We start from the raw sequence: 13,396 nt of genomic DNA, 5'->3' as shown, positions 1-13,396 counted from the left end.
TGCGCGGCATCCTGCGGCTCGTCCTGGCCGACGGCACCGTCGGGCTGGGGAGGCTAGCCTCGACCGGCTCGCCGTCGCCCGCGACGCCGTGCGCGGCCTGGACGTCTTCGCCACCACCCGCATCGCCCAGGCCGTCGACGCCGCGCTCGGGGCACCGACCCGGCCGACCCGGCCCTCGCCGACGAGGCCGCACCGGCCGGACGGCGGCTGGTCGACCGGCGGGCCACCGCCTCCGCCATCGAGGTCGCCTGCCTCGACGCCCAGGGCCGGCTCACCGGCCGGTCCGTCAGCGACCTGCTCGGCGGCGCGGTCCGCGACGCGGTGCCCTACAGCGGCTACCTGTTCTACAAGTGGGCCGCGCACCCCGGCGCCCCCGCCGACGAGTGGGGCGCCGCCCTCGACCCGGACGGGATCGTCGCCCAGGCGGCCCGCATGATCGAACGCTACGGCTTCGGCTCGCTCAAGCTCAAGGGCGGCGTGTTCCCACCGGAGCAGGAGATCGCCGCGGTCCGGGCGCTGCGGGCCGCCTTCCCGGACCTGCCGCTGCGGATCGACCCCAACGGCGCGTGGACCCCGGCGACCGCGGCCGGTGTCGTCGACACGCTCGCCGGCACCCTGGAGTACCTGGAGGACCCGGTCCTCGGCGTCGCCGGGATGGCGCAGGTGCGCAGGTCCGCGGGCCCGGCGGCGCTGCCGCTGGCGACGAACATGTGCGTGATCTCCTTCGAGACGGTCGCGCCCGCGCTCGCCGCCGGTGCCGTCCAGATCGTCCTCGCCGACCACCACTACTGGGGCGGCCTGCGCGCCACCCGCGAGCTCGCCGCCGTCTGCGCCGCCACCGGCCTCGGGCTGTCGATGCACTCCAACTCGCACCTCGGCATCAGCCTGGCCGCGATGACGCACGTCGCGGCGAGTATCCCGAACCTCACCCACGCCTGCGACACCCACTACCCGTGGAACGCCGCCGACGACGTGGTCCGCCCCGGCCCGCTGCGCTTCGTCGACGGCAGCGTGCCGGTGCCCACCGGACCCGGGCTCGGCGTCGAGCTCGACGAGGACGTCGTGGCCAGGCTGCACCGGGCGTACCTGGAATCCGGCCGCCAGGTCCGCGACGACGCCGGCTACCTGCGCCGCCACCGGCCCGGCTTCGACCCGGCCCTGCCGCGATGGTGACCTGGTACCTCTACCCGTGGGACGTGCTGGGCGACCCGTCCGCCGTGGCCAGGCTCGCCGGCCTGGGGGTGCGCCGGGTCGCGCTCGCCGCCGCGTACCACTCCGTGCGGGCGGCGACCCCCCGGCACCCCGCGCACCGCGTGGTCGACGCGGCTCATGCGGCGTGCTACGTGCCGGTGCGGGCGGCCGCGTGGCGGGGCAGCACCCTGACCCCGGTCGCGCCCGGCGGCTGGGCCGCGCCCGACGCGTTCCCCCGGGCCCGGGAGCGCCTCGGCGCCGCCGGGATCGCGGTCGACGCCTGGGTGGTGCTGACCCACCACACGCTGCTCGGCAGCCGGCATCCCGGTCTGGTCGTGCGCAACGCCTTCGGCGACCGGTACGACTACGCGCTCTGCCCCGCCAACCCGGCGGTCCGCGACTACAGCGCCCGGCTGGTCCGGGAGGTGCTCGCCCAGGGCGCGCCCGACGGCGTGGTCCTCGAGGCGTACGGCCAGCTCGGCGCCGGCCATCAGAGCCACCACGACAAGACCAGCGGCGCGGACTGGTCCACAGTGGATGAGGCGCTGCTGTCGATCTGCTGCTGCGTGGCCTGCCGGTCCGGGCAGGCGGCGGCCGGACTTGACCCGGACGCCGTCGCCGCCGCGGTCCGGGCCGCCGTCGGCCGGGGGCACGGCACCGTCGAGGCGGTGCTCGGCGACACCGCCGCCGCCGTGCTCGGCGTCCGCACATCCGCGGTGGACGCGATGCGGGCCGCGGTCACCCCGGACCGGCCGGCCGCCTGGCACGCCACCGCGGACCCCTGGGCCACCGGCCGGCGCACCGCTGCCGGCCGGTCCGGCAGACCCGGCAGGCTCGCACGACACGTTCGTCATCGGCTGCTGGGGCCCGGCCGCTGCTGGCACCGCCGCGCTGCGCGCCGCCGGCCCGGACCGCCGCCTCGGCGCCTACGTCTCGATGCTGCCGCCGTCGGCCGCCGGTGCGGCGGACGTCGGCGCGGGCTGGCCCGAGCTCGTGGCCGCCGGCGCCGGCGAGCTGCACCTCTACCACGCCGGCCTGGCCTCCGACGCCAGGCTGCGGGCCGCGGCCGCGGCCGTGACCGCCGTTTCCCCTGCCACATCGGAGCGCCCCTGATGCCACTGGAAGCCTGCCTGCTGCTGACCCCCAAGGTGCTCGACGACCTCACCGACCCGGAACCCGGCATCGAGGCGTTCTTCGAACACCACCACGACTGGCTCGACGGCCGCCCGCTCACCCTCGTCTGGTGCGCCGGCAACGGCGACCACATCCTCGGCTACGCCGGGCCGGGTACCTGGGACCGGACGTTCGACTGGGCCCGGTACAACTGTTTCGCCGCCGACGACGCCGCGGGCCCGGCCGGCATCGCCCGGCGGCACAACGGCGACTGGCTGACCCGGGTCCGGGAGGGCGGCGAGCGCTCCGCCAACCCGTACAGCGCCGGGCCGATGTTCGTGCTGTCCGAGCAGCCGATGGACTACCACGTCCTGGCCGGCATCTACGCCGCGGTCCGCATCGTCGCCGCCCGCCGCGGCATCGCGGTCACGCTGCTGGAGTACCTGGAACCGGGGCCCGAGTTCTGCCGCAGCGAATGGAAGACCCGCCGCCACCCGGAGGTCGCCGCCGCCGCGGCCGACGCGGGCGGACACATCGTCGCCGGTGTCCTGGACGTGACGCTGCCCCTCACCGCCGACCCCGGGCCCTACGCCGCCTACCCGGGCGGCTTCCCCGCCGGCGACTTCGTGGCCGCGCAGACGGCGGCGTTCGTCACCGACTTCGGCCTCGACGGCGTGTTCCTCGGCAACCAGTTCGGCCTCGTCGGCTTCTGGCACCCCGACCAGGCGCCACCACCGACTCCGCAGCGCCGCGCCGCGGTGGAGCGCTTCTTCCTGCGGCTGCGGGCCGGGCTCGGCGACCGCCAGGTGTACTGGATGGACACCTACTGGCGCGCCGACGTCGAACGGCAGGCGTGGGGCATGACCGACGCCGGCTACCACACGCTCGACGCGATCCTCGTGTCCACCTTCGCCGTCCTCGTCGAGCGCACCGAGATCCTGCCGAACCTGCGCAGCAAGGCAGCACTGCGCCGGCCGGACGGCAGCGGGCCGCGGGTGCTGCTCGGCCTCGACTTCGTCGACCCGTGGTACTGGTACCGCACCCACCTCGACGACCGCCGCACCTACACGTTCCAGCGGGAGGTGCTCACCGCGCACGGCGACCTCGTCGACGGGGTCTGCTTCTTCGCCAACGACACCTTCGGCCACTTCGTGCCCTACGGCCCGATGGGCGAGACCTTCGCCGCAGTACGCGCGGCCGGAGCCGCCCGAGCCGCAGACGCACCATGACGTCCCGCACGGCCAGAGCTGCGCGGAGCACGCCTTCGAGGATCTCATGCCGCAGGCAGCAGTGTCGGTCGCCGGCACCGCCAGCGCAGGCACTGTGCGATCACCACATCGATGTCCACAAGTCCTAAGCAGCAGCGTTGTCTGCCCGAACCCCGCTACCGCGCCGTTGACGTCCCCGTCTCACACGTCGCCGGGCGGACCCGCTGCGACACCCCACTCCCGGCCGCCGCCGGATGCGCCCCGAGAATGAGGCTCGCATGAACCTCCCATCCCACCGCCGTCACCGCTGGTCCCTACTCTCCCGCCTGCTCGCCGTCGGCCTCGCCGCCGTCGGTGCGGTGGTGGTTGTCGTCGTCGCACCACACCCCGCCAACGCCGCTGTCGCCAACACATCCGTCTATCCCGTTCAATCGATCTACGCGCTGTCGACCGACTACACACTGACCGTCAACGGGCGCACCGTGCCGGTGCAGAAGTACGCCAGCTACAACGGCTACCAAGGCTACGACTTTGCGCAGTTCGCGATGAGTGATGGCGATGTCACCCTCGCCGTCACGAAGATCAACAACACGAGCATCGGCGCCTACAGCATCAGCCCGCAGAAGCTCGGAATCGTCGGCTCCGTCAGCGGCCCGACCCTGACCTTCACCGTGCACGACAACGCATACCTGATCGTCAAGGTCGATGGCCGGCCCAACCTCGCCATCGCGATCGACCCCGGGGAGACCAATCGACCGCCATCCAGCGGCATGGGGATCTTCAACGTCCGCAACGCTCCGTACTCAGTGCAACCGGGCAGTGGCTACGCCACCACCGCGTTCCAGCAGGCGCTGAACGACGCCGCCGCGTGGGGCTCGGCCAACGCCCGGCAGGGCATCGTCTACGTGCCGCCCGGCGTCTACACCGTCGGCAACCTGTACCTGCGCAGCGACCTCGCGCTCTATCTCGAGCAAGGCGCCGTGCTGCGGTACACCGGCGAGCGGGCCAACTACACCACGCACTGGCACAAGGAATCCCAGAACCGCGACGTCACGTGGTTCATTTCGACCCGCTATTCGTCGAGCAACATCTCGATCTACGGGCGTGGAGTCATCGACGGCAACGGGGCGGCGTCGCTGCAGCCGAGCAATCTCGCCGTCAACCTGCTCACGCCCATCTACACAAACGGGTTCACCGTGGACGGGGTCACCTTCCGCGAGTCGAGCAGCTGGGCCATCATGCCGACCCGCTCGTCGAACATGACCTTCCGCAACCTGAAGATCTTCAACCGCTTCGGCATGGGCGAGAATGACGGAATCGACGTCATGGAGTCCTCGAACGTGACCGTCAGCAACGCGATCGGCATCGGCCATGACGATCCGTTCAGTACCAAGACCTGGGACAACACCGTGGATCTGTTCCGCAATGTGCCCGGCAGCCCCATGCCGCTCTACGGGGTGACCTTCGAGGACCTCGTGTCATGGACGTTCTGCTACGGGCTCAAGGTGGGCCAGGGCGTCATACAGAACCAGGAGAGCGTGACGTTCCGCCGTGCGGTCGTCTACGACGCCGCAGTCGGAATTGGCGTCCACCACAAGTACGGCACAGGCGCCGCTTCCCACATACGTTTCGAGGACATCGATGTGGAACGGCTGAGTTACACCAACGACCAGAACCGCACCTGGCTCGTCCTATGGACCGGCAACACCTACGGCGTCGGCCCAGTCAACGGGGTTACCGTGACCAACGCGCGGATCCGCAACGCCGGGACGACGCCAGGCAGGATCAACGGCCAGCCCGGTGCTCCGATCACCGGCGTCACGCTGGATCGGGTGTACATGCCCGGCAGCTCGAGCCCGGCCACGTCCCTCAACCAGATGAACATCACCAACCTGTCCGACTACGGCCCCGTGACCATCTCGGGCTGACCAGCGCAACCATCAACCGGAACCCACGGTTGGCTGCGTCATGCGGCCGGGGACTCATCGCCACCCGAGACCCCGGCCGCGGCTTTGATCGACCAGCACGTCGCTACGGCCCGCGCCTACCCACAAGATCGGCGGCGTCCGTAGCGGTGACGACTGAGCCGAATCCGTTGCCGAATGAATGTGCCAGGTGGCCATCACCACCGTGTCTCCGAGAGCCCGTCGCCCGCAACGCCGAGCACTACGGGCGCAGCGCTGAAAGAGCGGCAAGGCGGATCCGCGTACCGAAGGCCGCGATAGCGGACGTTCGGTCCTGCATGGCCGGGTCTCGGCGCTGAAGAGGACGCAGAAGCTGTACAGCGGTGTATCGGGAGAGGTGCAGCGGCGGACTCCGATTCGGTGATGGGCGGCCGATGAAACCGGTGTGTGACAGTTGGCGCGGAGCCGGACAGGTATGGGGTATGAACCGAGAAGAAGTACCTGGATGAGCGGGGCCGATCCTGGCGCTCGCGAGGAGCGCTTCCGTTGCCTGCACCGCGATACGTACGCCGATCTGCTGCGTTTCGTCGAGCGAAGGGTGCCCGTCAGCGAGGCCGAGGACGTCGTGTCGGCGGTCTTCCTCACGGCGTGGCGCCGCTTCGAGGAGGTGCCGGTCGAAGCCCGGCCGTGGCTGTTCGCGGTGGCGCGCAACACGATGGCGAACCGGACCCGCGGCTGGCGGCGTCGCCGGGCGTTGGACGTTCGGCTGGCGTCGCTGGACGCCGATGAGCCGTCCGACGACTCAGCCGCCGCGGCGGCCCGGATCGACCTGGAACGCGCCTGGCGCGCCCTGAGCGCGGCGGACCGCGAGGTTCTCGCGCTGATCGCATTCGACGGGTTGACCGCCGAGCAGGCCGCCGCCGTGCTGGGCTGCCGGAGGTCGACGTTCGCCATGCGGCTGAGCCGTGCCCGTACACGCCTGCGGACGGCCCTCGAACCGGCCGGACCGCACACCCGCTCGTCTTCTCGTCCCCACCCTGTCAAGGAGCAGTCATGGACCCGAGCATGAAGGACCTACAGCAGCTGGCCGTGCTCGATCCGGCGCGCGGGCGCGTGCCCACCGACATGCAGCGGGCGCGCTCGCAGGCGTTCGTCGAGCGGGTGATGGCCGGTCAGGTCACCGGCAGGTCGGCGCACAGGCCCGCGCGTCGCCGGCTGCTGGCCGGGGCCGTCGTGGCGGTCGCGGCGGGCGGCGCCGCTGCGGTGGTCGTGCCCGCGTTCCTGCCGGGCGACGCCGACAAGGCGGTCGCCTCCTGGACCGCCGTGCCGAGTACCCGCACCGGTGAGCAGGTGCTACCGCAGGCGCGGGCGTGCGCCGGCAACGACGTGGGTGGCACCTCGTCGACGGTACAGCCGTCAGACGTGCTCCTCGCCGAGCAGCGTGGCGTCGCGACGCTGCTCATCATGCGCAAGAGCAGCGGCACGACCGTCGAATGCCTCAGCGTCGGCGACGACACACTCGCCTCGATGGGGCTGGCCGACGACCGCCCGCGGCCGGCCCCGCCCTCCGGCGTGGCGACCCTGGAGACGATGAGCTCCCTTGGCGACGGCGACAGCATGTGGTCGAACATCGTCGGCCGGGTCGGCCCGGGAGTCACCGGCGTGCAGGTCCGCCTCGACAACGGCCGAGTCGTCGAGGCCAGCGTGCAGGCCGGCTGGTGGGCAGCCTGGTGGCCAGGCCCCGAGGGCGGTCAGGTCGACCGCCTCACAGTGATCGTGCACACCGCCGACCGCACGGCCAGCTACCGCCCCTCCCAACTGCCGTAATGATCCGATCCAGTTGCGGTGGTCAAGGAGACCACCGCAACTGGAGGATCGGGCCGCACGCCGGTAACCCGGATGCTGCGCCGTTGCCGATCGTCCAGGCGGCCCGGGTCCTTGGGCGTTGGCTGCGACGGACCCGGGGCTTTAGCTTGACTTTAGGTGCGCCACGAGCGCGGAGGGTGAGGTGGGGTAGGAGCCCTCACTCGAGGTGGTGCTGTGCAGATGATGAGGGTTTGTGGCCCTTCGGCGCCACCCTGCGGGGGGAGGCGTCAACCTGGGCTTCCCTCCGGGATGTGGACACCGGGTTACGCCGCGATCTGTTGCAGGGTAGCGGTTGTGAGGGTTCGTTCGTAGTCGGCGGGGCTGTGGTAGCCGAGGGCTGAGTGGCGTCGGCGGTGGTTGTAGAAAGGCGATCCAGCGGAAGACGTCGCGGCGGGCGTCGGCTTCGCAGGTCCAGGTGCGGCGGTCGACATCGAGTTCGCGTTTGAGGGTGGCGAAGAACGCCTCGGCGAGGGCGTTGTCATACGAGTCGCCGACCGAGCCCATCGAGGGCAGGATCGCGTTGTCCGCCAAGCGTTGCGCGAACCGCAGCGACGTGTAGTTCGAGCCTGTGGGGCTCGCGAATCAGATTCGGCTCCGCTGCCTGCGAGTATTCGTTGATCAGTCCACCCAGGATCGGGCGTCGTCGGATGCGGGCGGCGTCGAGGTCAACGATCTGCGGTGGTGGGTTCGGTGGTCGTTGTCCGAGTGATCGGTGTGGGCGGTGGCCGTTGTAGTGCGCGGTGTACGAGGTCAGGACGCTCGTCAGGTGCCGTTCACCGGTGATGACCAGCCGGTGGCCGTCCCGAACGGGTGACGGTCGAGCATCCGGATTGTCTTGATGCGAGCGGCGTCAGTCCTTCGCCTTCGGCCGTCGTCGCGATCAGTGATCACGAGCTTGGGCTGGTTCAGTCAGGGCGCTCGTCCGCGGGCCATCGTCCACGATGGGATCCCATTGACTAGCATTGATGGATAGTGCTGTCTTGTAGCCATGCGACAGGTACTGCGACGCACCGGGCTGTTCGCTGTGGCGACCGCGCTGGCACTGGCCGGCCTGCCGGGCGCCGCATCGGCGACCTCCGGGCCGGCCACCCCCCAACGGCTGTATGCCCGCAACGGGGCCACCTCCATCACACTGAGCTGGACGCAGCCCGCCAGCGGCAGCCGGCCCACCTACTTCCAGGTCTACGAGAACGGCGCGGTGGTGGCCCGCAACACCACCATCCACGCGACCGTCGGAAACCTGGTCTTCAACTCCGCGCACACCTATACGGTCACCGCGGTCGACCGGTACGGCCGGGAGTCCGCGCCGAGCGCCCCGGTCACCCGTACCGCGATCGTCGGTGGCCCGTTCGCCTGCGGCTTGACCGCGCCGAGCGGCCTGGTCGCCACCGACGTCACCGCCTCCGCGGTGTCGCTGTCCTGGTCCAATGCCCAGCCCTACTGGGACCAGCCGGGTACCCTCCTGGTGCTGCTCGACGGCGCGGCGGTCCAACAGACCACATTGGACAGTGCCCGGATCAGCGGCCTGGCGCCGGCCTCCACGCACACCGTGCAGGTGGCCCGCCGCGACTGCAACGGCACGCTGCACCCGAGCGCCAGCCTCACCGTCACCACGCTGTCCGGCGGGAGCGCCCGGCCCGCCGCGCCCACCGGCCTCACCGTCGGCGCCCGCACCCACACCTCGATCGCGCTGTCCTGGGCGCCCTCCACCGGTGCCGCGGTCCGGTACCAGGTCTACGACGGCGCCACCCCGGTCGCCGCAAGCACCGCCACCAGCGCGACGATCACCGGCCTGTGGCGAGACGCCGGCCACCAGTTCACCGTGTCCGCGCTGGACGCGGCGGGCGGCGAGTCGGCGCAGAGCGCACCCGCGGCGACCACCACCCAGACCTGCGATCCGTCGGTACCCGCGCCGACCGGGCTGACCGCCACCGCGCTGTCCGCGTCCGCGATCGCGCTGCACTGGGTGTCCACCGTGGAGGCGACCGGGTTCACCGTGTACGCCAAGCCCTCCGGCGCCGTGATCGCCACCGGGGCGGCGGACTCCGCCGTCATCACCGGCCTGCCATCGGCCAGCACCCATGGGTACGCGGTCAGCGCGCAGACCGCCGCGTGTGGCTCCTCGGCGCCCGGGAGCACGGTCACCGCCACCACCCTTGCCGGACCGGCGGCCCGGCCGACCGCGCCGACCGGCCTGACCGTCAGCGTGCGGCAGAGCGGCGCCTTCACCGGTACCGCGACGCTCAGCTGGACCCAACCGGCCAGCGCGGACCCGGTGACCGGATACCGCCTCTACGAGGGCGCGGCACTGTTCGCCACCGCCAGCGGTACCTCGCTGACGCTGACCCTGCCGTCCGGGCCTACGCACACCGTCATCGTGGTCGCGGTGGACGCCGCCGGCCAGGAGTCGACGGCGTCCGGCCCGGTCCGCTTCACGATCCCGTTCATTCCGCCGCCGTGACGCAGCCGCTGCCTCGCTTGCGGCGGCCACGGCCAACTGGACCGCGCGTCACGCACCACCAGCAACAGGAACTGTCGCAGCCTCTCGATCTGCCGGCGTGGACTGAGGAATTGGCCGTTCATGTTGGCATCAGCGAGCAACTCATCCTCGTTCGCATCGAGGGGGTCAGGGGTTCGAGTCCCCTCAACTCCACTACATGTGGCAGTACGCGAACCGTACCGTCAACAGGTAGTTGATCAAGGGTCGACTCTAGGGTCAGCCCTTGATCCGTTTCCGGGGTCAGGATGCGGAAGCGCGGTATGACGCTGTCGTCCGCCTGGATCTCGACTTCTTCGATCAGAGCCTCAAACAGTGCCTTCCTGGCCTTGTGATCGCCGTTCGCGATGATGTCCGCGACGTGGTCCCGGATTTTTGTCAGGTCGTCGGCGGACGGTCCTGACGGTGGTTGTTCAAGGTCGAACTCGATTTGGGCCTTTCGCGGGCGGTTTCAGGAGGTGGTTGCAACGTTGCTGGTCAGGAGTTCTGCGAGTTTTTCTGCGGGGGTTCGCCATCCGAGTGTTTCACGGGGTCGGCGGTTGAGTTGGGCGGCGGTGGCGTCCAGGTCGGCCTGGCTGGTGGTGGTGAAGGTGTGGATGCCTTTGGGGTAGTACTCGCGGAGCAGTCCGTTGGTGTTCTCGTTCGAGCCGCGTTGCCAGGGGCTGTGCGGGTCGCAGAAGAACACGGGGCAGCCGGTCGCGATGCTGAACCGGGCGTGCAGGGCCATTTCGGTGCCCTGGTCCCAGGTCAGCGACCGCAGGAGTTCCTCGGGCAGCTGCGTCATTTTCGCGGTCAGCTGGGCGATGACGTGTTCGCTGACGCGGCTGTCGGGCAGGGCGACGAGGATCACGAACCGGGTGGTGCGTTCGACGAGGGTCGCGATCGCGGTGGTGCCGTGCTTGCCGATGAGGAGGTCACCTTCCCAGTGCCCGGGCACGGCCCGGTCCGCTGCTTCGGCCGGTCGGTCGCTGATGCGCAGCCCGAGCCAGGGCCGGTTGGAGCGGACCGCGCCGGCCTCGGCCGCACGGGGGCGCCGGTTGACGCGCCCGGACCGCAGTGCCTTCTGCCGGGTCAGTTCCGCGCGCAGACCGCCGCGGGCCTGCAGGTAGATGGCGTGGTAGATCGTCTCGTGTGACACCCACATCGTCCTGTCGTCCGGGAAGTCCTCCCGCAACCGTAGAGCGATCTGCTGCGGGGAATGCCGGTCCTCGAGCCGGGCGATCACCGCGTCCCGCAACGGCGACGCCGCGGTGAGTTTCCCCGCTTTCGACCTCGCTTTGAACGCGTCCGAAGACACCTGCGCCCGCGTCGCCCGGTACACCAGACCCGGCTGACCCAGCCCGGACCAGCGGTGGTTGGAATGGTGGAAGATCTCCCGGGACACCGTCGACGCCGCCCGACCCAACCGGGCCGCGATCACCCGCCTCGACTCACCCCGGGCCAGCCCCACCGAGATCTCTTCCCGTTCCGCGAACGACAACCGAGACGCCACTAGCTGCACACACCCATCTATCGATCATGACTCGGAGTGTTGCAACCACCTCTTGAGCCCGCCGCGTGCGCAGCTGCTTAGAGTGGATCTTGAGTTTCGCGAGCCGCGCTTGGATCTCGGGGTCGCCGTCATCGAGCGTGCCTCGTTCGAAGGCCATGAGGTAGCGGTCAACGGCGGCAGCGTTGTCGCGCAGTTGGCGGGTGACCGAGGCAAGTTCGTCATGGTGGCTGCTCGTGGCCTGCGCGTAGGTGTTGAGAAAGTCGCTGATGGCCTGGTCGATGACGTCGTGGCCGGTGGTGTAGAAGTCGAGGAGCGCTTGCCCGATCGCCGTCTCCAGTTCGTCGGCGTTGAACCGGTGGATGTCGCAGCCCTTCTTGGCGCCGTACCGGTTGCGGCTCCAGCACATGTAGTAGCGGTAGCGGTTGTTCCGGCCGTGTGCGACGGTGCCGATGTACTTGCTGCCGCACTGTGGGCAGGGGATCTTGCCGGTGAGTGTGTAGTCGGAGGCGTTGGCTGCGCGCTGGCCGATGTCTTCGCTGCGTTTGGTGAGGATGTGCTGGGCGTACTTGAACTGCTCGGCGGTGATGATCGCCGTGTGAGCGTCGGTGGCGGTGATGTCCCGGAAGTTCTTCTCGCCGAGGTACTGGCGGTTGTTGATCACGGTTTCCACCGATCGCTGTGACCAGGGTTTGCCTCGCTTGGTGCGTAGCCCGCGGTCGTTGAGGACGGTGGCGATGGCGCGGGTACCGAGGCGGTCTTTCGTGTAGAGGTTGAAGATGCGGCGGACGGTCGCTGCTTCGGCCTCGACTACGACGTAGTTGTGGGTCGCCGGATCGAGGGTGTAGCCGTATGGGGTTGAGCCGCCGTTCCACAGGCCCTTGGCTGCCTTGCGTTCCATGCCCGTGATGACGCGGTCGATGATGACCTCGCGCTCGAACTCTGCGAACACGCCGAGCATCTGCACGAGCATGCGGCCGATCGGGGTGGACGTGTCGAAGGGCTCGGTGGCGGAGCGGAAGACGACGTCGGCGTCGGTGAGCTCGTCCAGCAGCGACACGAGGTCGCGCAGTCGGCGGGAGAACCGGTCCACGCGGTAGACGAGCAGGGTGTCGAACAGCCCCGCGCGGGCGGCACGCAGCATGTTTTGAAGATCCTTGCGGTCGGTGGTCGCGCCGGAGGCGTCGTCGGAGTAGATCTTGACGATCTGCCAGTCGCCCGGTTGTGACTCCACGAACGCGCGCAGCTTGGTCTCCTGCGCTTCCAGGCTGTAGGGCTGGTTGTCCTCGTCGGTGGACCGGCGGAGGTATATCGCCACGCGGCGGGTGGTCGACTCCTCGATCTGTCGTATGCGATGAGGTGTGCGGGTTTTCTTAGCCATAGATCGATGCCTCTCATGATCATTTAAGGGGTTGGTTGATCGTCGAACGTCAGTCCATCCGGTCGGCGTGTCAAGCTGGTCGAGAACGCTTGAGCTGCGGAAAGGCAGATAGAAGGCCGGGACGGCGTTCTGCACGCCGTTCCGGCCTTCTATCTGCTCCGTCTTTGTGTCGGTCGTTAGGTGGAGCGCCGCCGGCTGGCTGCGTCGGTGACCTCTGGGTTCTGGCGCTAACTTCGTGATTGATCTTGTTGGCCGTGCGTGTCGGTGGTGTTTCGTCGGCTTCGGACGAAGTCCGTGTATTCGTCGCCGGCAATCGCGTGGTTGACCCAGCGGTCAGGTTGTGCGGTCGTGAGTTGCTCGGCGAGCGCTATCGCTTCGGCCTCGTCGTGGCTGGCGCCGAGTTCGCGGCCTTCGCCGACGTAGTCTTGGTCGACCGGGTCCAGGGACATGAGGTTGGGCAGGTCGCTGAACTCGTCGTCGTCAGGGTCCTGCACGGTGTGCAGGGAGACGCGGTACTGACCGTCCATGGGGCTGATCGCGACCCATTGGATGGCGGCCTCACCGCCGACCTGGGTGCCACCGAGGAACTGCTCGATGCCGTGTCCGCGGCGCAGGGCCCCGATAGCGAACTGCCGGGTGAGGTAGCGCATCCAGAAAGCGTAGTGCGGGCAGCGGCTGGCGCTGATCAAGGTGCGAGCAGCACACGCTTGCGGAGCAGGTCGAAGCCGGCGCGGCCGTACATCTGTC

11 protein-coding genes and 1 tRNA gene are annotated in these 13,396 nt (G+C 69.7%); 8 read left to right on the top strand and 4 right to left on the bottom strand.

Annotation, left to right across the window (positions count from 1 at the left end; all coding sequences use genetic code 11):
* Positions 1–321 precede the first annotated feature (321 nt).
* The 5 genes from OHA72_RS47775 (at position 322) to OHA72_RS47755 (ending at position 7,243) form a co-directional block, all read left to right on the top strand.
* Positions 322–1,173, top strand: coding sequence for an enolase C-terminal domain-like protein (locus tag OHA72_RS47775; protein WP_327002731.1), 852 nt, complete (start codon positions 322–324; stop codon positions 1,171–1,173).
* On the top strand, positions 1,167–3,533 hold the full coding sequence (locus tag OHA72_RS47770) for a hypothetical protein (protein WP_327002730.1): 2,367 nt from the start codon (positions 1,167–1,169) through the stop codon (positions 3,531–3,533). The genes OHA72_RS47775 and OHA72_RS47770 overlap by 7 nt, the downstream gene beginning before the upstream one ends.
* 257 nt (positions 3,534–3,790) lie before the next feature.
* Entirely contained in the window at positions 3,791–5,440 is a 1,650-nt protein-coding gene (locus OHA72_RS47765; RefSeq protein ID WP_327002729.1) for a glycosyl hydrolase family 28 protein, read from the top strand.
* 481 nt (positions 5,441–5,921) lie between these two features.
* Positions 5,922–6,485: an RNA polymerase sigma factor gene (locus OHA72_RS47760; protein WP_327002728.1), complete on the top strand. Its 564-nt coding sequence runs from the start codon at positions 5,922–5,924 to the stop codon at positions 6,483–6,485.
* Positions 6,470–7,243: a hypothetical protein gene (locus tag OHA72_RS47755; RefSeq protein WP_327002727.1), complete on the top strand. Its 774-nt coding sequence runs from the start codon at positions 6,470–6,472 to the stop codon at positions 7,241–7,243. Before OHA72_RS47760 ends, OHA72_RS47755 begins: the two co-directional genes overlap by 16 nt.
* Positions 7,244–7,760: 517 nt before the next feature.
* Here OHA72_RS47755 and OHA72_RS65205 read toward each other — a convergent pair.
* Positions 7,761–8,036 (bottom strand): integrase core domain-containing protein, encoded by a 276-nt coding sequence (locus tag OHA72_RS65205; RefSeq protein ID WP_442788774.1) that lies wholly within the window; start codon positions 8,034–8,036, stop codon positions 7,761–7,763.
* Between the two features lie 234 nt (positions 8,037–8,270).
* Between OHA72_RS65205 and OHA72_RS47750 the strand changes: the two genes are divergently transcribed.
* The 3 genes from OHA72_RS47750 to OHA72_RS47740 all read left to right on the top strand — a co-directional run bounded on the left by OHA72_RS47750 (position 8,271) and on the right by OHA72_RS47740 (position 10,182).
* Positions 8,271–9,743: a fibronectin type III domain-containing protein gene (locus tag OHA72_RS47750; RefSeq protein ID WP_327002726.1), complete on the top strand. Its 1,473-nt coding sequence runs from the start codon at positions 8,271–8,273 to the stop codon at positions 9,741–9,743.
* A gap of 99 nt (positions 9,744–9,842) precedes the next feature.
* Positions 9,843–9,935, top strand: a tRNA-Ala gene (locus OHA72_RS47745).
* A gap of 70 nt (positions 9,936–10,005) precedes the next feature.
* Positions 10,006–10,182 (top strand): hypothetical protein, encoded by a 177-nt coding sequence (locus OHA72_RS47740; protein WP_327002725.1) that lies wholly within the window; start codon positions 10,006–10,008, stop codon positions 10,180–10,182.
* Between the two features lie 48 nt (positions 10,183–10,230).
* On the opposite strand, the gene OHA72_RS47735 is transcribed toward OHA72_RS47740, so the two are convergent.
* From OHA72_RS47735 to OHA72_RS47725, 3 genes are all read right to left on the bottom strand, one after another.
* Positions 10,231–11,271, bottom strand: a complete 1,041-nt coding sequence (locus OHA72_RS47735) for an IS30 family transposase (protein WP_442788399.1) — start codon at positions 11,269–11,271, stop codon at positions 10,231–10,233.
* Complete coding sequence (locus OHA72_RS47730; RefSeq protein WP_327002723.1) at positions 11,210–12,649, bottom strand: recombinase family protein; 1,440 nt, start codon at positions 12,647–12,649, stop codon at positions 11,210–11,212. The genes OHA72_RS47735 and OHA72_RS47730 overlap by 62 nt, the downstream gene beginning before the upstream one ends.
* Positions 12,650–12,876: 227 nt before the next feature.
* Positions 12,877–13,299 (bottom strand): hypothetical protein, encoded by a 423-nt coding sequence (locus OHA72_RS47725; RefSeq protein ID WP_327002722.1) that lies wholly within the window; start codon positions 13,297–13,299, stop codon positions 12,877–12,879.
* Positions 13,300–13,396: the final 97 nt, after the last annotated feature.

Origin of the sequence: Dactylosporangium sp. NBC_01737 (assembly GCF_035963215.1) — a bacterium.
In the GTDB taxonomy this organism is placed as follows: domain Bacteria; phylum Actinomycetota; class Actinomycetes; order Mycobacteriales; family Micromonosporaceae; genus Dactylosporangium.
This window is presented reverse-complemented; position numbering and strand designations above follow the sequence as displayed.

Coding starts and splice junctions, on each gene's coding strand:
- OHA72_RS47755 (WP_327002727.1), top strand. CDS start 6,470: ATGGACCCGAGCATGAAGGACCTACAGCAGCTGGCCGTGCTCGATCCG.
- OHA72_RS47725 (WP_327002722.1), bottom strand. CDS start 13,299: ATGCGCTACCTCACCCGGCAGTTCGCTATCGGGGCCCTGCGCCGCGGA.
- OHA72_RS47765 (WP_327002729.1), top strand. CDS start 3,791: ATGAACCTCCCATCCCACCGCCGTCACCGCTGGTCCCTACTCTCCCGC.
- OHA72_RS47770 (WP_327002730.1), top strand. CDS start 1,167: ATGGTGACCTGGTACCTCTACCCGTGGGACGTGCTGGGCGACCCGTCC.
- OHA72_RS47750 (WP_327002726.1), top strand. CDS start 8,271: ATGCGACAGGTACTGCGACGCACCGGGCTGTTCGCTGTGGCGACCGCG.
- OHA72_RS47760 (WP_327002728.1), top strand. CDS start 5,922: ATGAGCGGGGCCGATCCTGGCGCTCGCGAGGAGCGCTTCCGTTGCCTG.
- OHA72_RS47730 (WP_327002723.1), bottom strand. CDS start 12,649: ATGGCTAAGAAAACCCGCACACCTCATCGCATACGACAGATCGAGGAG.